Source organism: Vibrio sp. 1641 (assembly GCF_033339995.1).
In the GTDB taxonomy this organism is placed as follows: Bacteria; Pseudomonadota; Gammaproteobacteria; order Enterobacterales; family Vibrionaceae; genus Vibrio; species Vibrio alginolyticus.
The window spans coordinates 24,338-45,395 of sequence record NZ_JAWOVP010000019.1 but is presented as its reverse complement, the minus strand read 5'-3'; the positions used below and the strand labels follow the sequence as shown (position 1 = coordinate 45,395).

The window sequence follows — 21,058 nt, the reverse complement described above, 5'->3', positions numbered from 1 at the left end:
CTGCTGTTTTTATATCAACATTGTGCTAGGAAGGTATCCTTGTGCCATTGGTAGAGAAAGATAACCCCTAAACCAATACCCCGCATCAACATAAAGCTCGTCATTGCAAACCACAGCGCGTGATTTTCCCACTCGGCGAACAAGTAAAAGACAACGAAGAAACTGCTGGTCGCGACAAACATACTATTGCGCATGTCTTTGCCTTTGGTTGCACCGACAAAAATGCCATCCAATAGAAAGCACCACATCGACACAAGTGGCATCACCACCAGCCAAGGTAGATACACCGCTGCTTGCTGTTGTACCGTCTCAATTGAAGTGATCATGGCGATCAACTGCGATCCCGCCAAACCAAAGAGCGCGGTCAGTCCTAAGCAAATAACCAAACTCCAAAAGAAAGTGCCGACAAGCGATGCACTCAATTGTTGCCTATCTTTGGCACCAATCGCCTTCCCGACCATGGCCTCCATTGCGTAAGCAAAGCCATCCATGCCATACGAGATAATCATCAGGAAGCTCATCAGAACCGCATTTGCAGCGACAACCTCATCACCAAAGCTCGCACCTTGGAACGTCATAAAGCTAAAAGCCGCTTGCAGACACAAAGAGCGCAAGAAAATATCGCGATTCAATTTCACGAAGCGCCCTAAACCGTGTTGAGTGCTGGCTAGCAACTTTTGAGGTGATGGTAATTGTCTCTCTCGCCAGGTTTTCCAGACACACATGAGACCAAAACCCATGCCTGAGTAGTCAGCAATCACCGATGCCAGCGCAGCGCCTTCTACTTTCCACCCCAAACCAATCACAAACAACAAATCGAGGGCAATATTCGTCACGTTGGTGATGATCACCATCCACATTGGTGCTTTGGAATTTTGCGTCCCGAGCAGCCACCCCAACAACACAAAGTTCATTAGCGCAGCGGGGGCACTCCACACACGGATAGAGAAATATTGCATGCCGTAGTGTTTTACCTCTGCGCTGGCGTCACTCCAGCCAAAGATCAAATCAGCAATCGGGTTATGGGCAATAAGGAAGACTAACGCAAACAGCAGCGCCATAAGTGAGCCTTGCATAAACACCAAGGCAAGTTGCTTTCGGTCTTCACCGCCATAGGACTGCGCCGCCAACCCTGTAGTCGACATACGCAAAAAACCAAGCAGCCAAAACGTCACGCTGATCATGGTGCTGCCCAACGCAACACCGCCCAAATACCAAGCGTGGTCTAGATGACCAATCACCGCAGCATCGACCAAACCGAGCAATGGAACAGTAATATTCGACAGCACCATAGGTATCGCTAAAGCTAAGACTTGGCGATGAACTTTTGGGTTAGATAAAGGAGAGAAGATTGAATTTGTCACAGGCACCTCATCAGTAAGATCGACGAGTGTACCTGAGCGCTTAACGACTAGCCAATTACCACTTGATGTGAACGAGGACTGGCGTGAGGCGATGCTTCAGCATTGGAATCTTATTAAGCCAACGCTGCCAAGCTTTCCAACGAGAACAGAATCTATCGAATGGCGAGAAAGCTTTCACCCATTGTGCCCATGGTAACCATTGCAATATCTGTGCTGCAGGCGCTTCAAAGCCATGAGCATAACGATCAGAGCCAAGCTTTTGCCCCCACTTGGTTTCCGTTAAATCTCCTGCCAGCACCATACACAGTTCAGCAGAAACAAAATGTCGACCCAAGGTTTGAATAAATTTCGCGACTTGACGCTCTGTGCAATCGAGCAGTGCCATTTCACATAAAATGAGCACCGGTGCTTGCTCTGGAATGGCTAACGTCTCTAGCCACGACATTTCATCCACACTGCCACAGCGATGTTCATAGCGTTCATTTTTGTGGAACAAGCGCTGACGCCATACCAAATTTTCCGTCACATCCAGCTCTATCCAATGGCAGCGTCCATTATCCAAACGATAAAAGCGGGTATCCAGCCCCGCTCCGACATTGATTATCCAGGCATCGGGACACTGCTGTAAGAAGTGGTTAACCTGCTGGTCACAAAGCTGAGTCAGCGTCACGTGCAGCAATTGCTTCTGCGCAATATCACCACTCAAACAATCCGGCGCCATCTTACAGCTCAAACACGCTTTAGCAGCTATCGGATCGTACACCAAGCCATTGTCGACCATGCTTTCACGGCTACGCAATAACAGTGGCTTTAATAAATGGTTAGGAACTTGATGTTTAGACTGAGACATGGGCATTTCCTGCGCCAGAGAGAAAACATAGACATTAATAAAGATGATAATGAATATCAATTACATTATCAAGCTTATAAATTGGTCAAAACAAACAATGTCAAGATGATGAGCAAGCTTTTGGAGGAAGTAGAAAAAGAGAAAAGACAAAACAGCCCAGATCAACTGGGCTGCTTAAATACACTTACATCCAATCGGTATTACGAATAATACCAACGGCTAAACCTTCAATCGTAAGGTGCTGAGACGTTAAGTCCACTTGGATTGGGGCAAACTCTTCATTCTCAGCATGCAGTAATATGGTTGAACCTTTGCGCTCCAAACGCTTCACAGTCACATCATCATCAACACGCGCAACGACAACTTGACCGTCTCTCACGTCTTGGGTTTTATGCACCGCGAGCAAATCGCCATCCATAATCCCGATGTCTTTCATACTCTCGCCATTTACACGAAGTAAGAAATCCGCTTGCGGTTTGAACATCGCAGGATCGACTTGGTAGTGCGCCTCTACGTGCTCTTGAGCCAGAATTGGCTCACCCGCTGCGACTTGACCAATCAAAGGCAAACCCTGCTCATCATTGGCTGCGTCTTCAAGCAGGATACGAATCCCACGAGAAGCGCCTGGAATAATTTCAATTGCTTGCTTACGAGCAAGCGCTTTTAGGTGTTCCTCTGCGGCATTCGCAGAGCGGAAGCCAAGCTCACGCGCAATCTCTGCACGAGTTGGTGGCATTCCGGTGTCATCGATTTTACTTTTGATCAAATCGAAGACTTGTTGTTGGCGTGGCGTTAACGGCTTCATGTCTCACCTGTCTTTTTATACAGTTAACTGTGAGTATATCCAGTAAATGCTCAAATGAAAACCCAATTGGTTGTTTTTTAATTTATTTGTGGGGAGCTTTCAGCTTACCGATTAAGTTCATTCTTTATTCGTTTAAAACACCGACTTTTCAGTTAATCAAGGTAAAGCAATAACTTAGGGGTTCGACTAATTTACAGCCAATAAAATTAAAAGGTTTGACCAGTTTCTGGTATCCTTGCAGCGCTTAAATTTTATCGCCTAGGCTTATTTCTATTGCCGTACTCATCTCTTTTTATAGAGAAGACATGCAAAGCGGAAACTGAAATAAGGTTAGGCCTGTTTGAATACCTATTGAGGCTGTGAACTTTATGTCTTCTGGACAATCATTTTCACGTTCATTACTAAAACTACCTTTATCGGTACTGGTAAAGGGCACCGCAATCCCGTCGAACCCGATTGAAGATCTGAACATCGACCTAACTAAACCGATTGTATATGCCCTGCCGTTCCGCTCGAACGTGGATTTGCTGACACTGCAAAAACAAGCCATGAGCCTTGGTCTACCCGACCCGCTCAGCCCGCTGGAAATCAATGGCAAAACGCTGAACCGTTTCGTCTTTATCGCTGCGCGTCCAACTGTGATGAACAACGATAATGATGTCCCAACCGATTCTGTTTCTCTGTTCACTGACTTACTGGAACTGCACAAGCTGGATAGTGAGTTGGATGTTCAAATGATCCCTGCAACCGTGCTTTGGGGTCGTAAGCCAGGTAAAGAAGAGAACCAAAAGCCTTACCTTCAACCGATGAATGGTCCGCAAAAAGCCAAAGCGGTAATGGCGGCGGGACGCGACTGCTTAGTTCGCTTTAGTCCCGTGGTATCTCTGCGTTATATGGCAGACTCCCACGGTACCGACAGCGCAATTGCGCACAAACTGGCTCGCGTGGCGCGTATCCACTTCTCACGCCAGAAACTGGCTGCTTCAGGCCCAAACCTGCCACAACGCCAAGTGTTGTTTGCTCGTTTACTAAAGTCTCCAGCTATTGAACTGGCGATTGCTGACGAAGCCAAGAGCAAAAACATCTCGATTGATAAGGCACGTAAAGAAGCCCACGACATCATGGATGAAATCGCTGCCGACTTCTCCTATAGTCTGGTGAAAAACGGCGACCGCATCCTGAGTTGGTTATGGACAAAACTATACCAAGGTTTGCACATCAATAACGCCTCGACTGTGCGTCGTTTAGCGCAAGACGGCCACGAAATTGTGTACGTTCCGTGTCACCGTAGTCACATGGACTACCTGCTGTTGTCTTATGTTTTATACCATGAAGGCATGGTGCCTCCGCACATTGCGGCAGGCATTAACTTGAACTTCTTCCCGGCCGGTCCTCTTTTCCGTCGTGGTGGGGCGTTCTTTATTCGTCGTAGTTTTAAAGGCAACAAACTGTACTCAACCATTTTCCGTGAGTATCTAGCTGAGCTGTTTGCCAAAGGCTATTCAGTCGAGTACTTCAGTGAGGGTGGTCGTTCACGTACAGGTCGCTTACTGCAAGCGAAAACGGGTATGCTGGCTATGACCATCCAAGCAATGCTACGTGGTTTAAACCGCCCAGTAACGCTAGTGCCGGTCTACATCGGCTACGAGCACGTAATGGAAGTGGGCACTTACGCGAAAGAGCTGCGTGGCAAACGCAAAGAGAAAGAAAACGCAGGGCTTGTACTGCGTACTCTGCGTAAACTGCGTAACTTTGGTTTGGGCTATGTGAACTTCGGTGAGCCAATTCAGCTCAACCAATACTTGAACGAGCATGCTCCTGAGTGGACGAAAGACATCGACAGCATGGGTGGTAACAAACCACAATGGATGAATCCTGTGGTGAACGACCTTGCTAATAAGATGATGACGCACATCAACGATGCGGCGGCGGCAAACGCGTTGACCTTGTGTGCAACCGCACTGCTTGCTTCTCGTCAACGTGCACTTTCTCGTGACTCGCTGATCAATCAGATTGAGTGTTACTTAAAGCTACTCAAAAATAACCCGTACTCAAGCACCTCCACTATCCCTACCGAAAGTGCTGAGGAGTTGGTCGATCATGCAATTTCGCTTGATAAGTTCGTGATTGAAACCGATAGCATGGGTGACATCATTTCGCTGGACCGTAGCCAATCGATCCTGATGACCTACTATCGCAACAACATCATCCACTTGTTCGCTCTGCCGTCATTAATTGCCCAAATGCTCATTCGTCAGCGCAACCTTTCGGTAGCCAAGATTCAAGCGAATGTCGCGCAAATCTACCCATTCTTGAAGAAAGAGCTGTTCTTAAGTTACCAAGAAGACGAGTTAGATGAATTGGTCGTTAAAACACTGCATGAATTTGCCGATCAGAAAATGATTAGTCTTGATGGTGATAAGCTAGAGATCAATCAATCGAACAACCAGCCTTTGGTTCTGTTAGGTCGAACGATAACTGAAACGCTGCAACGCTACTCTATCGCGATGAACTTGCTTGTTGCTTACCCTGAGCTGGGTAAATCGGACCTAGAGCAGAAGAGCCAAGATATTGCTCAGCGCTTAGGGCGTTTGCACGGTATTAATGCGCCAGAATTCTTCGATAAAGGTGTGTTTACCGCGATGTTCAATACGCTCAAACAGCAAAAATACCTCGATAACGATGGTAACTGTGACACGAAGAAAACGCAGCAATTTGCACGGCTACTGTTCACTCTGCTTTATCCAGAAGTGAAACTGACGATCGAAGAGAGTATTCACCAACTTCGGTCGTAACCGTTTTACCTTCGTCCAATAAGAAAAAAGGCATCCAATCGGATGCCTTTTTCTATTTCTTCGCTTACCAAAATGCGACCAGTAACCCTATCGCTATCACCATGCCAACATAATTGTTGTTAAGGAAAGCCTTAAAGCACAACTCACGCTCACGGTGACGAATTAAGTGCTGCTGATAAACAAACAACGACGCTGCAATCAAAAGGGTCCAGTAGTAACTTTGTCCCAATTGGTAGAACTGCCCTAACCAAACCAACATCGCGAGTGTAATCAGTTGCAAAACACCAATAATAAGCTTGTCATGACGACCAAACAGAATTGCCGTCGATTTAATGCCAATCTTTAGATCATCATCTCGGTCTACCATCGCATATTGAGTGTCGTACGCAATGGTCCACAAAGCGTTAATGAGGAACAAAAACCAAACAATCAATGGTAATTCCCCAGTTTGTGCAGCCCACGCCATTGGAATCGCCCAGCTAAAAGCCAAGCCTAAAAATAGCTGTGGAATATGAGTGTAACGCTTCATAAATGGATAGATGAACGCCAACACAATGCCAGCGAAGGATAGCTGAATCGTCAGCGGGTTCATGGTCAGCACTAACAAAAACGAGCTGATACCCAAAACCAAAAATAATCCAATCGCTTCTTTTGCTGTCACTTTCCCTGATGGCAGTGGACGTTGCTTAGTACGCTTTACATGGCCGTCGACTTTGCGATCTGCAAAATCATTAATCACGCACCCCGCACTACGCATTAGGAATACCCCCAATACAAACACGATGAATACATCCCAACTCGGCATCCCTTGGGCTGAGATAATTAGCGCCCAAATCGTTGGCCACATCAGTAACAGTGAACCAATCGGGCGATCCATGCGCATCAGTTGCCAATATGCTTTGGCTTTTTCTGCGGACATTTACACTGTCTCCTTAGCGTAAACTGGTGAATTAGATAAGAATAACTCGGCGACTAGCATCGGTTTGTGATTCATCCACAACCTTGAGCGTCGCGCTAACAAACGTCCTTCTGGTACGGCTACCCATCCCATTTGTAAAGAGTCTCGCTCAACGTTATCTGCGCTGAACACTGTTAATCCTAATGGGATATCCCCTTGTTGAGCCAAATCATACTGCTGATCAACTAAGGTTGAGCGAGGAATCAATGTCCGCCCAATAACCCAGTTATTATTGTCACCGCACAAAATTACCTCTCTCAGTAAGCAATCTTGTTCGGACAATAACTGGCTTTCGTCCTGTTTTAATGTCGCTGCAGTGACGATCTGATTTTGTAGCAATTCTACCGTTAACGCTTGGCAGTGCTGTTTTAAACGACGTGACAAAGACCCTTGCTCTTCAAGCCAATGCTTGGCAAATTCATTTGGAAATTCGAATTCTTCGGGGTTTTGCCACTCTACTTCCAATAAAGAAGCAAGATAGAGTGATGTTGGCTGATTCATACTAGTATTCAATTGGAGGCTTTATGCGTACAATAAAGCAACAACTTACCGTCCATAGTAATGTATGTAACCGTAAGTTCCGTTATTTGTTATAGACGGCCCATTGTATCAAGACTGAAGCGATTCGAATATCGCGATCCAGAGAAAGAAAAGTTAGAAATATGTACAAACGTTATATAGCCCAAATTATTTTTGCGTTAACCATACTATTCGCCGCACCAAGTTGGGCTGAAACGGAAGAAGCTGGACCTAAGTTGGCATACTTTACCCTAGAGCCTGACCTCACTACTAACTTTTACACCAAAGGCAAAAAGTTAGGTTATGTGCAAGTGCGCATCGACATCATGGTAATGAGTCAACAAGATTTATCAGTTGTTGAGCATCACCAACCTTTGATTCGCGATGCAGTGATTGAATTATTGGGTAAGCAAACAGAAGATACGATTAAGTCCCTTTCTGGCCGAGAAGATCTGCGCAAAACTTTAGTGACGACCCTCAACGAAACGCTTTTGCCTGAAACAGGTAAAACCATCATTGCCGATTTGTTGTTTACAAAATACCTTTATCAATAAACCCAAATCCGTTTTGAACATAAAAAAAGACCGCTCTTGAGCGGTCTTTTCATTTCATCAGCTTTAGGCTTGCTGTTGGTATTTCATCTTGCCTGAATCAAACAGCGCAATCGCCATCCCCGACAGTAGCCCAACTAAGTGAGCGGTGTTTGCAATCGCCATAAATGGCTGCACAAAACCAAGAACTAACCATACCAACATAAAGACGATGATTGGCTTGGGTAGCGTAAGGCCTAAATGTGGCAAGCGGTAACCCAGTATCCACAAATAACCAAGCAGTGCATAGACCACGCCAGACAAGCCGCCGAAGTTAGCCCCTTCAACATAGAACTGGCCTGCCCCTGAAAGCGCTGCCGACACCACAAAGAGTTGCAATAGCTTACCGGAACCGAGACGACGTTCGATGTCGCCACCCAACTGCCACCACCATAGTAAGTTAAACACGATGTGAGTTACTGAAAAGTGCAGTAACGCATGACTTAGCCATCGCCACACTTGCCATTGTTGCCCCTCAAAAGCCGGGAAGTGCAACAACTTAAACACGCCATTGCCAAAGCCAAACATTTGTAACAAGTAGATGATGATACAGACTGTCATGATCAGCAAAGTCATGGGGCCAGCTTTCGCTTTGACCATGCTTATGATACTCGGGTTGGAATAATGAAATGTGCTCTTACGAGTATCGGCAACGTCCCACGAGGCGGCGCTGTATTTTGAATCAGACGGATTAGCAAGGAACTGCTTAAGTTCGGCTTCCGCTTCTATTTCATGCTGGCTATCAGTCAGCCACAGCGCAAACTGCCCATCTCCTTCTGGCATCATTTCGATGTCAATTTGGCGAGAGGCCATATAATCAATAAAGGCTTGCGCCATACGTGGATTATTTAACGTTACCAATCTCTTCATTAACTTCTCACTATCGGTAGTTCTGCTCGATGCCAGGCTTCAAAGCCACCATCTACACTGTACACCTGTTCAAAGCCTTGGTTAACCAAATATTGCGCTGCACCTTGGCTACTAATGCCGTGGTAACACATCACTAGAATAGGTTGTTCGAACTCCACTTCATCCATAAACGCAACGATCGTATCGTTAGTTAAATGATACGCGGACTCCGCATGCGCAACGGCAAACGATTGAGGGTCACGGATATCTACAAGCTTCGCATCACCCTGCTCGAGCAGCGCTTGCGCACCTTGTACATCGATATGCTTAAACTGATCCATTTACTTTCTCATTGTCTTATTAATATACCCAAGCAACCTCGAACCTAACGTACTAATCAGCACCCGTGGTACAGCATAAAATCCATATTTGAAGTTGCTTGGGTATACTGCCGCTATTGTAACCTATCCAACGGCAAACTTAGACACATGGATAATCAGGGTTTTCAAAAGTGTACACATTCCAACCATTTGTGGATAAAGCTGTGAATTGCGTTGATAAAGTGTATTTGGATCTTTTGATCCACAATATGTAGTGATGATCCTGATCTAACTGTGTGTATATCTATAACTATCCCCAGATGGAAAAGTGCTTGAATCCCTTATTTTGTCCGGGTTTCGAACAGTTGATAAATAATTACTTCACAGAGTTATACACAGGTAGCACATAAAATCCGGATCGCAAACGCTATCGATTTTCGATCGACAATAAAAAAGCCGAGATCACATGATCTCGGCTTTCTGTGAAAATCTTACTTTCAATTAGCAGTGGAAATTAAAATTCACCCACGGCCAACTTTAGTTTCTTCATTGCATTTTTTTCTAGCTGGCGAATACGCTCGGCAGAAACACCGAACTCATCAGCTAAGTCTTGCAATGTTGCTTTCTCATCATCTAACCAACGAGAACGCACGATGCGCTGACTACGCTCATCCAAACTCGCTAATGCATGACCCAAGCGATTGTTGGTGTGCATTTCCCAGTTGGCGGCTTCAATGTTGTCGGCCACATCAGACGATTTGTCTTCTAGGTATAGCATCGGCGCTGTGTAAGCGTTTGAACTGTCGTCTTCATCAGTTGGCATATCAAAGGTTGAATCCACCGCCGCTAAGCGTGATTCCATCTCGCGAACTTCAGAAGGCTCAACACCTAACTCGCGCGCAACGGTTTCCACTTCACCGTTGTTAAACCAACCCAAGCGCTTTTTCGACTTACGCAGGTTGAAGAACAATTTACGTTGCGCTTTAGTGGTCGCAATTTTCACGATACGCCAGTTACGTAGCACGTATTCGTGGATCTCTGCTTTGATCCAGTGGACAGCAAAAGAAACCAAGCGAACCCCTACTTCTGGGTTAAAACGCTTAACGGCTTTCATTAGACCGATGTTACCCTCTTGCACAAGATCCGCCATCGGCAAACCGTAGCCAGAGTAACCACGAGCAACGTGAACAACGAATCGTAGGTGCGAAAGAATTAGACCTTTTGCAGCCTCAATCTCACCTTTATAGTGTAATCGTTCTGCCAGCTCACGCTCTTCGTCTGCAGTCAGCATTGGGTAGCTGTTTACTGAGCGAATATAGCTATCAAGGCTATCTTGCGTGACTAGAGCCATCGGATACGCTTCTTTTGTCATTCAATTCCTCATCAATCTCTGATCTGGAGCATTACATTGCAATTTAGCTTCGATATCTTGAACTCAAAATGAACAAGTTTCAAGAAGGGGAAGCAATTATCCATAAACATTTGGTCTAAGCAAGGGTTCAAAATTAGCTAGTGCTAATGAAATCCAAGTAATAAGACCGCCATCACTTAAACTGGTTCAATTTCTTTTAAATGTCGTTGCGCAGAAAAACGCGCCGCAATACATCCCAAAAGACTCCCAATGATGATTAATAACAAAGATTCATCCCAACTTAGACCAATCAGGCGGAACTGGCTATCGTACAACGCAGCAAGGTCTTCCACCGCACTATTCATGACAATGGTCACTAAAGCCGTTACCAACCACGCAATAGTGGCACCTAACACGCCAAACCACATGCCTGTGTACAAGTAAGGGCGCAGAATAAAACTGTCCGTCGCACCGATCAGTTTCATGGTTTGAATCTCTTCTTTATTCGCCAGCACATTAAATCGCAATGTATTGCCAACGATTAAAAATACCGCACCGAGCATCAGTACTGTCAGGGTAATGACAATAATACTCGCGAGAGTTTTGATGGCATCAAGACGCGCCAGCCAGTCTTCGTCAAGTCTCACGTCGGTCACATCTTGTTGCTCTCGAACGTCTTTGGCTAATGACTGAATATCACTTTTTAGCTCCGAATCTGGCGTAATCACCAACACACCAGGTAGCGCATAGCCACTTAAAAGACTGATAGCTTGGTCGAACCCTGCATATTGGCTTAAATCAGATAGACCTTGTTGCGGTGAAATATATTCTACCTCTTTTACCAAAGGCCAAGTTTCAATTTGATCTTTGAGAACCATCACTCGCGCATCCGGCATGCCTTCAACTAAGTAAGCACTAACTTGTGAAGGAGAAGCGACATCTTCCGCTGCCCCCGCAACGTTTTTCCCCAATAGATACAAACAAGCTGGCATGGCAAGTGCCATGGAGATGACCGCTAGGGTCAGAATGTTGCCTAGTGGTCGTTGCCATAAGGCGCTAAAAGAGGATTTAGCTTGTTTTGCGTGGACAGAGAAAAAACCATCGGTATTCGCACGCTTGGCACTGCGGCCTTTCCCCTTCTTTTGGGAGTGCTTGTTACCTGCCATAGTCTTCTACCTCACTTAGGAAGCCTTGGTTCAATTCAAAATGACGATACTGTGGGCGAGTGTTTACTAACCCCACATCGTGCGTGGCAAGTAGTATAGTCACGCCCGCACGGTTAAATTCTTCGAATAGACGCAACACACGGTTGGATAATTCTGGGTCAAGGTTACCCGTAGGCTCATCAGCCACCAGCAACGTTGGTCGATTAACCACAGCACGGGCAATACCGACGCGCTGTTGTTCACCACCAGAAAGTTGACTAGGTAGACAACGAGCTTTATCGAGTAAGCCCGTTTTATCTAACGCCGCAGAAACACGGCGTTTGATTTCGTTTTCAGAAATCGATTCGATACGCATTGGTAGAGCGACATTGTCGTACACACTGCGATCCATCAATAGGCGATGATCTTGAAAAACAATCCCAATATTGCGGCGCAAAAAAGGGATGTCTTTGCCTGGAATACGCGTGATGTCGTGGCCATTAAAATGGATTTTGCCATCGGTTGGTCGCTCTATCGCGCAGATCAATTTCAGCAAGGTACTTTTACCAGCCCCGGAATGTCCGCCTAAAAACGCCATTTCACCGCGCCTCAGGTGAAAATCGACTTTTTGCAGTGCTTGTCGACCACCTCGGTAAGCTTTGCTTACTTGCTGAAATTTGATCACCGTTGATTTCCTCTAACTCTTTTTATTCTTCACGACTAAACAGTGCGTCAATAAACTCTTGAGTTTCAAATGGACGCAAGTCTTCGATACCTTCACCCACACCAATGTAACGAATTGGAATACCGAACTGATCAGCAATAGCGAAAATTACGCCGCCCTTGGCTGTACCATCCAGCTTAGTCAAAGTAATCCCGGTTAGAGGGGCAACATCACTGAAAAGTTTCGCTTGGCTAATGGCATTTTGTCCTGTACCTGCGTCAAGCGTTAGCATGATCTCATGTGGTGCAGAGTCATCAATTTTCTTCATCACACGTACAATCTTACGCAGCTCTTCCATTAGGTTCGCTTTGTTCTGTAGACGACCTGCTGTATCAGCAATCACGACATCCACACCACGTGCTTTTGCCGCTTCAATCGCATCATAGATAACAGAGGCACTGTCTGCGCCAGTATGTTGAGCAATCACAGGAACATTATTACGCTCACCCCACACTTGTAGCTGCTCAACCGCTGCGGCACGGAAAGTATCGCCCGCTGCAAGCATCACTTTTTTGCCTTGAGTTTGGAACTGCTTCGCTAGCTTACCGATGGTCGTGGTTTTACCCACGCCATTTACACCCACCATCAAGATGACGTAAGGCGTTTTGTTGCTATCGATTTCTAGTGGCTGTTCGACTTTAGAAAGAATCTCAGCCATTTCTTCTTTCAACAAACCATAAAGGGCTTCGCCGTCTTTCAGATCGCCACGTGTGGCTTTTTCTGTCAGGTTGTTGATGATTTTTGTTGTGGTATTCATGCCCACATCAGCAATAAGCAGTTGCTCTTCTAGCTCTTCAAATAAGTCTTCATCGATTTTCTTACCGCTGAACAGACCGAAGAAGCCAGCACCAATATTTGCTTTTGTTCGGCTTAGGCTGCGTTTAAGACGAGCAAAAAAGCTTTCTGTTGGCTTTTCTTGTTCTTGAACACGAGGCGCGGCCGATACGACTTCTGGCTCTTCTGCTTCTGCTTCTGCTTCTGCTTCTGCTTCTGCTTCTGCTTCTGCTGGGGCAGCCTCTGATTGTTTCTCTTCTTCTTCAAGTTCTGGTGTTGCTTCCGCTTGCTCAGCAACCGCTTCGGTTTGCTGCTCTTCAGAAGGCGCTTCCACTGCTTCTTCTTTTACTGTTTCTTCAGTTTTTGGTTTTGGGCTTTGTTCTTCGTCACCAAAACCTAGCCACGAAAGTAATCCGCGCTTCTTTTTTTCCGTCATCTGGGGCTATCCTAGATTGTTCTTTTATCTATTAATGACTCTTTTTTGACAAGATTATTATCTGTCTAAAAAAGGCTAATGACAAAGTTCTGAAAACTTTCCGATTAGGTAATTCTAATCTTATTAGTGTTACACTCTGTCATCTTGAATATTCTGGGCTGTATCCAAGCTCCAAGCTCATTGCTTGGGCGATTAGATATAGTATCACTTTATTAGCGGTCAAAAAATCTATGGTAAGACGTCGCCAGCAAAACTCATCACAAAAAAAGCCAACAACGGGCTTTGTTCGCATTATTAGTGGCTTATGGAGAGGCAGAAAACTTCCTGTACACGATGCTGAAGGCTTACGCCCCACGACAGATCGCGTCAAAGAAACGCTGTTTAACTGGTTAGCTCAAGATGTACCACAGGCAAAATGTCTCGACTTGTTTGCTGGCTCTGGCGGCTTGGGATTTGAGTCAGCTTCGCGCCAAGCAGAGCAAGTGACCATGGTTGAGCTAAACCCACAAGCTTTCCAACAGTTACAAAAGAATGTTGCCTCTCTTAACGCGAACAACATCCAAGTGGTAAATACCGACGCACTGAGTTTTTTGAAGCAACCGGGTTCTGCTCACCATGTGGTGTTTATTGACCCACCGTTTCGCAAAGGTCTATTGGATGAGACCGTGGCTCTGCTAGAACAAAATGGCTGGCTCGCGGAAGATGCGATGATTTATATTGAAACAGAAAAAGAACTCAATATTGCCGACTTACCAGAAAACTGGCAATTACATCGAGAAAAAACAGCAGGCCAAGTGAGCTATCGTCTGTACGAACGTACCTCCGCATAACGCCTCGATTTAAAAGGATACTTAAATGAAAGCACTAATTATGCTGGCCAAAGCGGCTATCGCCTTTGTTTGGTTAGTATTAATCCTAAATATTTTTATGCCCTTTCCCGGCAATGCCGCGATTGCGCTATACATCATGACCGCTTTTTTGTTCATCATGCACGGTTTACAAATGGCCATCTTCATTGGTGCATTTGGCGACAAAATAAAAATGAGCAGTTGGGAAAAATATTCAATCCTGATTTTTGGTATTTTTGCCCTACTCGATATTCGTCGTAAACACATGATGTAATCGCTCAGATACGAAAAAGCCGCTCTTGTGAGCGGCTTTTTTTCTGCGTTTCGTTCGTCACCCAATGTAACTTTTTACACCATCCAAGAACATTTGAGTGGAGATCATCACCAGTAACAAGCCCATTAAGCGTTCTACCGCCTTCAAGCCACGTTCACCCAACAAGCGATTAAAGAAGCCATAAAACATCAGTATAAAAAATGTTGCGCCCCACGCAATTACGACTGATGCTGACATTTCCAACATTTTCTCTGGATGTTGCGAAGACAGTAAAAGCAAGGCTGCAATCACTGAAGGGCCCGCGATCATAGGAATGGCCATCGGAACAATAAAGGGCTCCTCGCCTGCTGCCAGTCCAGTAATGCTGCCAGCACTCGGGAAAATCATCTTAATCGCAATAATGAAGAGAATAATGCCACCTGAAATGCTGAGCGTTTCTGGCTGGACATGCAAAAAACTTAAGATGCTTTGTCCTGCAAAGAGAAATAGCATCAAGATCAGTAAGGCAAACAGTAGTTCACGAATCAATACCTTACGACGACGCTTGGGATCGATATGCTTGAGAATAGACAACACAATCGGCAAGTTACCGAGAGGGTCCATGATTAGAAACAGCATGGTCGCTGCAGAAAGAATGTCCATATTCTGGCCTCACCTAAAAAATGGCGGCCAGTGTATAGCAAACTGACAACATGAGTATATGACTGAGGGCGAAAACACCATATTCACCCTCGATCTTAGCCGCCGTTTTAGTGATTACAAACTCGCGCCATATTGACCACAAACTTACCTTCAAGCTCACGAATTTTGTCGCGCTTGAGCAAAAATGCTAGTAATGCATCTAAGTCTAGATCATTCAGTTTACAGGTGTGAAAGCGAACGCTAGCGCCAAAGTGCTGTGTGAGGGCTTCGCGATCCATTGGCGTTTCTGTAAGTAGGTTTAGCAGCTCGTGAGCATGGATTTCACTCATTATTGACTCCAGTTATTAAGAACAATGCGTTCAGTTTACTGAAATCCTCAAGAGCTGCTTTGACTTAAATTAGTAAATGATTGAGGCAACAATGAGGGCATGAGCAAAAAAGTAACTACCACTCACCCACAAATAGGCGTGTTTCATCGGTTTTCGATAACCGTGTATCGCGTATGCCAGCGCCGAATAGATGAGAACTAAGGTTCCGCTAAAGCCGATAGCATTGGCGTAACTCGGCACTTGTAACCAAACTTCACCGGCTGCCCAAGCAAGTTGAACCAGCATCATCCCCATGATCACAACGGGGAATACCAGAGAGTCGAGTTGAGGTAGCAACAAAAAGAACGCCACGATACTCGCTGCAAGCAGCAGGGCCAACAGCCACCAGACAATCTCACCATTAAGCTGCACCCAAAATGACTTGCTGTAGCATACCTGGGCAACCAGATAAGCCGTAAAATAGATTAGCTTACGAGTTTTAAACGAGTGCAGCGTATCTGCCACCATAGACACAATAAGCCCACCCGCAATCCAGTAGGTATATGTTGCGGATGCACCTTGAGTTAACACCAACACAAGAAGAAGTAGCAGAGTAAAGATTTTAAACACGAGGGATTGTGTCGGGTTAGCTTGCTTTGCTCCCAACACGGAATACACACCTGATAGCCCTATCGCCAGCCAACTCCACATGCAGTATACACCTTTTACTTAAACTCGCCGCTAGTCTAGGTAGACCAGTTTTGATGTAAAGACACAATCTACGAAAGTTGGATCTCGCTAGCGATTCGAAACATTTTGTAACCCTCAGCCTACGTAATAATAAAGCCGATGAGCCTGAATGATGCCACTAAACATTGGGGCCAAGCTTTGCTCATCAGCCGAACCCATCAAATCACACGACACAATAACCAGCGCTTTCTAAAACTATTTAACTGAAAAACAGATAAGTGCTCCAGGTAAGCCGCCATTTCACAAACTGACGATTAAACCACCAGGATGTATGCAATGCAGGCAACAAGAATAAATAACAGACACAAAATAGAAAATAGTCTTAGTAGCGCTCTAAGAGAGGAGGAACTACTGATGATTAGGGGTAAAAACTAAGAAAACTGACCTTAATTCAGTAAAAAAATATCAGACAAGAAAAGTAAGTCAATGATAAATAAAATCATAATTTCAATAACAGATAAAAGTGCGGACTTCATAAACCATAAAATCACTAAACACTTTTGAAGCCCATATTTTCTCATAAGGTAAGAAAATCTCACTCCATGCTTTCGATTTGACGATGTAACCTCATAGCACATTTTTTAATTTTCTCAATTTTTGAGAAATACAGACAAAATAAAGACCCAACATACCATTCGAAACAAAAAACAATTACAAAGCCAACACCACAAACCATTTAACATTATAAAATCAAATAGTTAAAACAATAAAGGATAAAAACAAAACAATGTGAACACTTTAAATACAGGACAAAAAACATAGTTTCATTAGTCAGAATCACGTAAAACCAGACAAGTTAAGTGTGGTTTTTGAAAAGATTAACGAGCATATGTTGATCAAACCCCAAAAACAGTGCTATATTAAATTCATCGAGTTCATCAAAGATTAAGGGGTAGTGTTATGATTTCATCTTCTCAAAAACAAGGGCTGGTTATGATTGCAGTGGTTGTGGGTTTAATGACACTGCCAATGATGTACTAACCCAATGATTTAAAATAAAAAAGGACGCAAATGCGTCCTTTTTTATTTATCTGTATAGCTCTACTGAATGTGCTTAGACAAAATATCCCAGTGCATATAGTAGAAACCAAGAGCGGCCAGCGTAATCAACGTCATTAGCAAAATTGCTGTACGCCAAATAAAGCGAGAGCTTCTTGGTGTCAGCTCTTTTTCACAAGCATCACATGCCGCCATAAAGCCTTTACGATCATCCAGCTTGTAATCGTCTTCGTGCACCACTTTGTTACGCACGGTTGCGATGAATCGAAGCTTTGCTATCACGTCATGCGGTAAACGTTCTTCACAACTATTAATAAGTTGGTGCAACCCTTTCCCTTCTGCATGGTACTGAGTACGCAAAAGTTTTTCGATCGTTCGGGTACGCATGACTACTTTTTCAATATCTGACATCGTAACCCTCCTTACCAGACCCTTCCTATGTTCATTATTTTTATTCTTCTATAAATTTAGAGCTTTTTCGAGCCGTTAAGTGCAATTTTACTTTCAATTTGTGCCCTTGAGCTCATATAGCCTCACAAGTGAAAGCCGCTTCGTTCAGCTTTAGTGACTTCGCTTGCAGATGAAGCGACGATTTCATCGCGTCCCCATTGAGATAAACCGTGAAGTGCGCCGAATAAATTTCATGTCCCTTTCATTAGATTATGAATAAGTTACCTCAACTCATCGTTTCGTCAGCGAGTTCTGTAGAATGGGACCCGATAAAACATTGGAGGTTAATATGCCAATCTCACTTATTGTCGCCCTATTCGCCCTTATTGCCTTGGGCGCGTGGGTGTTTTTCCGTTTTTATAGTAAGCACTATGTGGGCGAAGACGCTCCAGAGCAAAGCGCGCAGGTAACGGTTTTAGATAAACAAGCGATAGACATACCAAACGCACCACCAGGTCAAGACGATCAAGAGTATTGGATTTACGTTCAACGTGGTTCTATCGGTCCAAAGCGTGAATTCCAAATTGGAGTGCATTACTACCATGCACTCAACCCTGGAGATAAGGGAACACTGACCTATCGCGGCAGCAAGTTCCTTCACTTCGCTATCAAACGTTAAGGCAGTAACCAACGAGTCTTGGCAGAACGAGAAAAGAGATAGCTCATCGCCAAGGCTCCAGCTCCACTTAGAACGATCCAGACTGGAATCACCCACGCAGGATGTCCTGTGTACCAACCGAACTCTTTCATCGGCCATAAGAAAATAGGGTGAAGTAAGTAAATCCCTAAGCTGTGCTGACTGATCACACTAACCACTTTTTGTACTTTTGGTGATAAGCCTTCACCGAAGTAACGCCCGATCATAAAAATCATCGAAGCCGCTAGAATCACATTCAGTGTTTTATAAGAGAGCCAGCGCCCAACCGTATACTTCTCCGCCTCTAAGCTATTTGTCACAACCATCGTAAAGGTCACTGCCAACGCCACGAGTCCTAGCCCAACAAATAAGGTCACCATAGAGCGATTCGAAGGTACCTTTTGAAATAAAACATACCCCAGTGGAAGGTAACCCATATAAAGCCACATCTGATTACTCCAAGGGCCATCAATCTTGAACAAGAACAGTGTGCTGGTGAAAAGCCAAAATGCGAGATAGGTATACAAGACGTTGTCATCCACGTTGCGTACCATCCATTGAAACAGCGGAATCACAAAATACAGTGGTATAAAGTAATAGAAAAAGCCGAGATGGTAATACGTTGCGTGGAATGGGCTATTGCTTAATACCTCTTTTACGGTTTCAAAATCAAAGCCTTGAGAAGTCCAACCTGAAAGGTATGCATAAAACATCGACCAAATAAGAAATGGAACTAAAACTTTGCCCAAACGCCTTTTGATATAATACTTACCGTCAAATGGTCGAGTGTCACTGAGCATTAGCGCTCCGGTGATCAAAATAAAAACTGGCACTGCCCAGCGGGTTACGCTATTCACGCCTACCGCTGTCAGCCATTGGTCAAATGGAATCACTCCTAACTCATTTCGATACGGTGCCAAGACGTGAATGGCGATCACTGCTACCGCTGCGAAGCAGCGCAATAAATCAAAAAACAGAACCCTTTCTCTCATACCTTTCCCTACTTTGAGTCGCTTATCGTTTATAGCATAGGGTAAATCTCAACCAGTGAAATGGTTAACAATCTGTTTTTGCTTATTTTTAACTCAACAATGACCTACAACGGGGATTTCATCACCACTCTAATCACTTAACGAGAACCAAAAACCAAGCATCAGTATTCACTCTCGATGCCAAACCGACACAATCTGATTACAGCAAACGGCGCATAAGAAACAAAAATGGCTCCGATTTGGAGCCATTTATACCATCGACAGATAGCGATACTGGGGATAGTTACGCAGTAGCAACATCAGCTTTTGGCAACTTAATTGAAATCAGCGTCGTCAGTGCCAAGAAAGCAAAAGAAACCCATAAGCACGCTGCAAGACCAGCCTCTTGGTAGATCCAACCCGATAATACCGTGCCAATCAAGCGTCCCATCGCATTGGCCATGTAGTAAAAACCAACATCCAACGAGACGCCATCGCCTTTAGCGTAGCTCACTATCAAGTACGAGTGCAGCGAAGAGTTAATGGCAAACACAGCGCCAAAAATCATCAAACCTACCACAATCACCAATTCAGGCTGCCAACCGATTTGCACACCATAAGCAATACCAGCCGTAATTAACGCTAGGACTCCTGCCCACACCAATGCTGCACTACCATCAGGCACACGACCTTGCGCTTTGCCAGTAATACGCGGCGCAAAGCCTTGCACAAACCCATAAGCAATGACCCACGTAGCGAGAAAGCTACCAACCCACAAGTGATCCCAGCCAAACACGCTACCAAGATAAATAGGCAGAGCAACGACAAACCACACATCACGAGCACCAAACAAGAACATGCGTGCTGCGGATAAAATGTTTATCGATTCAGACTTGGAGAATATTTGGCGAAACTTAGGTTGACTCTTAGCTTTACCCATGTCCGCTTCTAGCCAGATCATGCTGCAAACAAACACTAATGTAAGTACACCCGCCATAATAAACATCGAGTTTTGAAAACCCACCCAAGATAGCAGCAAGCCACCAACAAAAAAGCCCGCTCCTTTGAGTGCATTCTTCGAGCCAGTTAAAATCGCTACCCATTTGTAGAGCGCCCCTTGCTGCTCGTCTGGTACTAGCGTTTTAATCGCGCTCTTAGCACTCATTTTGTTCAGATCTTTGGCAATCCCCGACAGAGCTTGCGCTGCCATCACCCAAGGAATGGTCAGCCATGCATTTGGTACTGCGAGCATCAACAACGCAAACACTTGCATCGCTAAACCAATGTTCATGGTTTTATTAAGGCCTAACCTTGCGCCCAGCCAACCACCAACCAGGTTTGTCACCACACCAAAAAATTCATAGAAAAGGAACAGTGAGGCAATAGCTAACGTGGAATAACCTAAGTCATGAAAATAGAGCACCACTAGCATACGCAGTGCGCCATCGGTCACCGTAAAGTTCCAATAGTTAAACGTCACTAACATGTACTGACGAATACTTTTGCTTAATTGAGAAATCATATTGACCTCATATGTACAGCGATAGAAGCATTTAGATCATCATGTTCTAAATGCTTCCTAACCTGTACAGCAACATTGACCAATACAATGTTACTGTGATTTTCAAAAAATGCCCCAACATCAATAAAAAGCAAAATACATTTTAAAAACAATTGATTAGTTAATGTTAATGGCATT

The 21,058-nt window shown here is 44.7% G+C and carries 22 protein-coding genes; 5 read left to right on the top strand and 17 right to left on the bottom strand.

What is annotated here, in order from left to right:
• Nucleotides 1-14: 14 nt before the first annotated feature.
• The 3 genes from dinF to lexA all read right to left on the bottom strand — a co-directional run bounded on the left by dinF (nucleotide 15) and on the right by lexA (nucleotide 3,019).
• Nucleotides 15-1,364, bottom strand: coding sequence for an MATE family efflux transporter DinF (dinF, locus tag R7Z47_RS22135; RefSeq protein ID WP_005378678.1), 1,350 nt, complete (start codon nucleotides 1,362-1,364; stop codon nucleotides 15-17).
• Nucleotides 1,365-1,419: 55 nt separating this feature from the next.
• Nucleotides 1,420-2,214, bottom strand: coding sequence for a class I SAM-dependent methyltransferase (locus tag R7Z47_RS22130; RefSeq protein WP_258508983.1), 795 nt, complete (start codon nucleotides 2,212-2,214; stop codon nucleotides 1,420-1,422).
• Nucleotides 2,215-2,398: 184 nt separating this feature from the next.
• Complete coding sequence (gene lexA, locus R7Z47_RS22125; protein WP_005378682.1) at nucleotides 2,399-3,019, bottom strand: transcriptional repressor LexA; 621 nt, start codon at nucleotides 3,017-3,019, stop codon at nucleotides 2,399-2,401.
• A 368-nt stretch (nucleotides 3,020-3,387) separates the two neighbouring features.
• Here lexA and plsB point away from each other — a divergent pair, with 368 nt between their 5' ends.
• Nucleotides 3,388-5,814 (top strand): glycerol-3-phosphate 1-O-acyltransferase PlsB, encoded by a 2,427-nt coding sequence (gene plsB, locus R7Z47_RS22120; protein ID WP_033907264.1) that lies wholly within the window; start codon nucleotides 3,388-3,390, stop codon nucleotides 5,812-5,814.
• 64 nt (nucleotides 5,815-5,878) lie between these two features.
• Here the strand turns inward: plsB and ubiA are convergent, their stop codons facing one another.
• The gene (gene ubiA, locus R7Z47_RS22115; protein WP_005378684.1) at nucleotides 5,879-6,733 is read right to left on the bottom strand and encodes a 4-hydroxybenzoate octaprenyltransferase; all 855 of its coding nucleotides are present in this window, start codon (nucleotides 6,731-6,733) and stop codon (nucleotides 5,879-5,881) included.
• Nucleotides 6,734-7,273 carry a chorismate lyase gene (locus R7Z47_RS22110; RefSeq protein WP_005378686.1) on the bottom strand — a complete coding sequence of 180 codons (540 nt, stop codon included), beginning with the start codon at nucleotides 7,271-7,273 and terminating at the stop codon, nucleotides 6,734-6,736.
• Nucleotides 7,274-7,434: 161 nt separating this feature from the next.
• Here R7Z47_RS22110 and R7Z47_RS22105 point away from each other — a divergent pair, with 161 nt between their 5' ends.
• A complete protein-coding gene (locus tag R7Z47_RS22105) occupies nucleotides 7,435-7,845 on the top strand; it encodes a flagellar basal body-associated protein FliL (protein WP_005378687.1) in 411 nt (136 codons plus the stop codon).
• Nucleotides 7,846-7,908: 63 nt separating this feature from the next.
• Here the strand turns inward: R7Z47_RS22105 and glpG are convergent, their stop codons facing one another.
• The 6 genes from glpG to ftsY form a co-directional block, all read right to left on the bottom strand.
• Entirely contained in the window at nucleotides 7,909-8,751 is an 843-nt protein-coding gene (gene glpG / locus R7Z47_RS22100) for a rhomboid family intramembrane serine protease GlpG (protein WP_262607110.1), read from the bottom strand.
• Entirely contained in the window at nucleotides 8,751-9,071 is a 321-nt protein-coding gene (gene glpE / locus R7Z47_RS22095; protein ID WP_005378691.1) for a thiosulfate sulfurtransferase GlpE, read from the bottom strand. The genes glpG and glpE overlap by 1 nt, the downstream gene beginning before the upstream one ends.
• Nucleotides 9,072-9,564: 493 nt before the next feature.
• The gene (rpoH, locus tag R7Z47_RS22090; protein ID WP_005378693.1) at nucleotides 9,565-10,422 is read right to left on the bottom strand and encodes an RNA polymerase sigma factor RpoH; all 858 of its coding nucleotides are present in this window, start codon (nucleotides 10,420-10,422) and stop codon (nucleotides 9,565-9,567) included.
• 176 nt (nucleotides 10,423-10,598) lie between these two features.
• Complete coding sequence (gene ftsX / locus R7Z47_RS22085) at nucleotides 10,599-11,567, bottom strand: permease-like cell division protein FtsX (protein ID WP_005378695.1); 969 nt, start codon at nucleotides 11,565-11,567, stop codon at nucleotides 10,599-10,601.
• Nucleotides 11,557-12,231, bottom strand: a complete 675-nt coding sequence (gene ftsE / locus R7Z47_RS22080) for a cell division ATP-binding protein FtsE (RefSeq protein WP_005378697.1) — start codon at nucleotides 12,229-12,231, stop codon at nucleotides 11,557-11,559. The genes ftsX and ftsE overlap by 11 nt, the downstream gene beginning before the upstream one ends.
• 22 nt (nucleotides 12,232-12,253) lie before the next feature.
• Nucleotides 12,254-13,480: a signal recognition particle-docking protein FtsY gene (gene ftsY, locus R7Z47_RS22075; RefSeq protein WP_005389672.1), complete on the bottom strand. Its 1,227-nt coding sequence runs from the start codon at nucleotides 13,478-13,480 to the stop codon at nucleotides 12,254-12,256.
• Between the two features lie 230 nt (nucleotides 13,481-13,710).
• Between ftsY and rsmD the strand changes: the two genes are divergently transcribed.
• Together rsmD and R7Z47_RS22065 are read left to right on the top strand one after the other, a co-directional pair.
• Nucleotides 13,711-14,310, top strand: coding sequence for a 16S rRNA (guanine(966)-N(2))-methyltransferase RsmD (gene rsmD, locus R7Z47_RS22070; RefSeq protein WP_005378702.1), 600 nt, complete (start codon nucleotides 13,711-13,713; stop codon nucleotides 14,308-14,310).
• A 25-nt stretch (nucleotides 14,311-14,335) separates the two neighbouring features.
• On the top strand, nucleotides 14,336-14,602 hold the full coding sequence (locus tag R7Z47_RS22065) for a DUF1145 domain-containing protein (RefSeq protein ID WP_005378704.1): 267 nt from the start codon (nucleotides 14,336-14,338) through the stop codon (nucleotides 14,600-14,602).
• Nucleotides 14,603-14,659: 57 nt separating this feature from the next.
• Here the strand turns inward: R7Z47_RS22065 and R7Z47_RS22060 are convergent, their stop codons facing one another.
• From R7Z47_RS22060 to R7Z47_RS22045, 4 genes are all read right to left on the bottom strand, one after another.
• A complete protein-coding gene (locus tag R7Z47_RS22060; protein ID WP_005389671.1) occupies nucleotides 14,660-15,244 on the bottom strand; it encodes a YhgN family NAAT transporter in 585 nt (194 codons plus the stop codon).
• 107 nt (nucleotides 15,245-15,351) lie between these two features.
• A complete protein-coding gene (locus R7Z47_RS22055; protein ID WP_213901872.1) occupies nucleotides 15,352-15,573 on the bottom strand; it encodes a YecH family metal-binding protein in 222 nt (73 codons plus the stop codon).
• 69 nt (nucleotides 15,574-15,642) lie between these two features.
• Nucleotides 15,643-16,263 (bottom strand): lysoplasmalogenase, encoded by a 621-nt coding sequence (locus R7Z47_RS22050; protein WP_005389670.1) that lies wholly within the window; start codon nucleotides 16,261-16,263, stop codon nucleotides 15,643-15,645.
• A gap of 1,080 nt (nucleotides 16,264-17,343) precedes the next feature.
• A complete protein-coding gene (locus R7Z47_RS22045; protein ID WP_005378717.1) occupies nucleotides 17,344-17,712 on the bottom strand; it encodes a hypothetical protein in 369 nt (122 codons plus the stop codon).
• Between the two features lie 328 nt (nucleotides 17,713-18,040).
• Between R7Z47_RS22045 and R7Z47_RS22040 the strand changes: the two genes are divergently transcribed.
• A complete protein-coding gene (locus R7Z47_RS22040; protein WP_042523937.1) occupies nucleotides 18,041-18,370 on the top strand; it encodes a DUF2500 domain-containing protein in 330 nt (109 codons plus the stop codon).
• Here the strand turns inward: R7Z47_RS22040 and R7Z47_RS22035 are convergent.
• Nucleotides 18,367-19,380, bottom strand: coding sequence for an acyltransferase (locus tag R7Z47_RS22035; protein WP_213901871.1), 1,014 nt, complete (start codon nucleotides 19,378-19,380; stop codon nucleotides 18,367-18,369). The two genes, R7Z47_RS22040 and R7Z47_RS22035, sit on opposite strands and share 4 nt — an antisense overlap.
• 283 nt (nucleotides 19,381-19,663) lie before the next feature.
• A complete protein-coding gene (gene arsJ / locus R7Z47_RS22030; RefSeq protein WP_213901870.1) occupies nucleotides 19,664-20,881 on the bottom strand; it encodes an organoarsenical effux MFS transporter ArsJ in 1,218 nt (405 codons plus the stop codon).
• Nucleotides 20,882-21,058: the final 177 nt, after the last annotated feature.

Excerpts from the sequence above, each read along its gene's own strand:
- R7Z47_RS22130 (WP_258508983.1), bottom strand. The coding sequence starts at position 2,214 with ATGTCTCAGTCTAAACATCAAGTTCCTAACCATTTATTAAAGCCACTG.
- lexA (WP_005378682.1), bottom strand. The coding sequence starts at position 3,019 with ATGAAGCCGTTAACGCCACGCCAACAACAAGTCTTCGATTTGATCAAA.
- plsB (WP_033907264.1), top strand. The coding sequence starts at position 3,388 with ATGTCTTCTGGACAATCATTTTCACGTTCATTACTAAAACTACCTTTA.
- ubiA (WP_005378684.1), bottom strand. The coding sequence starts at position 6,733 with ATGTCCGCAGAAAAAGCCAAAGCATATTGGCAACTGATGCGCATGGAT.
- R7Z47_RS22110 (WP_005378686.1), bottom strand. The coding sequence starts at position 7,273 with ATGAATCAGCCAACATCACTCTATCTTGCTTCTTTATTGGAAGTAGAG.
- R7Z47_RS22105 (WP_005378687.1), top strand. The coding sequence starts at position 7,435 with ATGTACAAACGTTATATAGCCCAAATTATTTTTGCGTTAACCATACTA.
- glpG (WP_262607110.1), bottom strand. The coding sequence starts at position 8,751 with ATGAAGAGATTGGTAACGTTAAATAATCCACGTATGGCGCAAGCCTTT.
- glpE (WP_005378691.1), bottom strand. The coding sequence starts at position 9,071 with ATGGATCAGTTTAAGCATATCGATGTACAAGGTGCGCAAGCGCTGCTC.
- rpoH (WP_005378693.1), bottom strand. The coding sequence starts at position 10,422 with ATGACAAAAGAAGCGTATCCGATGGCTCTAGTCACGCAAGATAGCCTT.
- ftsX (WP_005378695.1), bottom strand. The coding sequence starts at position 11,567 with ATGGCAGGTAACAAGCACTCCCAAAAGAAGGGGAAAGGCCGCAGTGCC.
- ftsY (WP_005389672.1), bottom strand. The coding sequence starts at position 13,480 with ATGACGGAAAAAAAGAAGCGCGGATTACTTTCGTGGCTAGGTTTTGGT.
- rsmD (WP_005378702.1), top strand. The coding sequence starts at position 13,711 with ATGGTAAGACGTCGCCAGCAAAACTCATCACAAAAAAAGCCAACAACG.
- R7Z47_RS22065 (WP_005378704.1), top strand. The coding sequence starts at position 14,336 with ATGAAAGCACTAATTATGCTGGCCAAAGCGGCTATCGCCTTTGTTTGG.
- R7Z47_RS22060 (WP_005389671.1), bottom strand. The coding sequence starts at position 15,244 with ATGGACATTCTTTCTGCAGCGACCATGCTGTTTCTAATCATGGACCCT.
- R7Z47_RS22055 (WP_213901872.1), bottom strand. The coding sequence starts at position 15,573 with ATGAGTGAAATCCATGCTCACGAGCTGCTAAACCTACTTACAGAAACG.
- R7Z47_RS22050 (WP_005389670.1), bottom strand. The coding sequence starts at position 16,263 with ATGTGGAGTTGGCTGGCGATAGGGCTATCAGGTGTGTATTCCGTGTTG.
- R7Z47_RS22045 (WP_005378717.1), bottom strand. The coding sequence starts at position 17,712 with ATGTCAGATATTGAAAAAGTAGTCATGCGTACCCGAACGATCGAAAAA.
- R7Z47_RS22040 (WP_042523937.1), top strand. The coding sequence starts at position 18,041 with ATGCCAATCTCACTTATTGTCGCCCTATTCGCCCTTATTGCCTTGGGC.
- R7Z47_RS22035 (WP_213901871.1), bottom strand. The coding sequence starts at position 19,380 with ATGAGAGAAAGGGTTCTGTTTTTTGATTTATTGCGCTGCTTCGCAGCG.
- arsJ (WP_213901870.1), bottom strand. The coding sequence starts at position 20,881 with ATGATTTCTCAATTAAGCAAAAGTATTCGTCAGTACATGTTAGTGACG.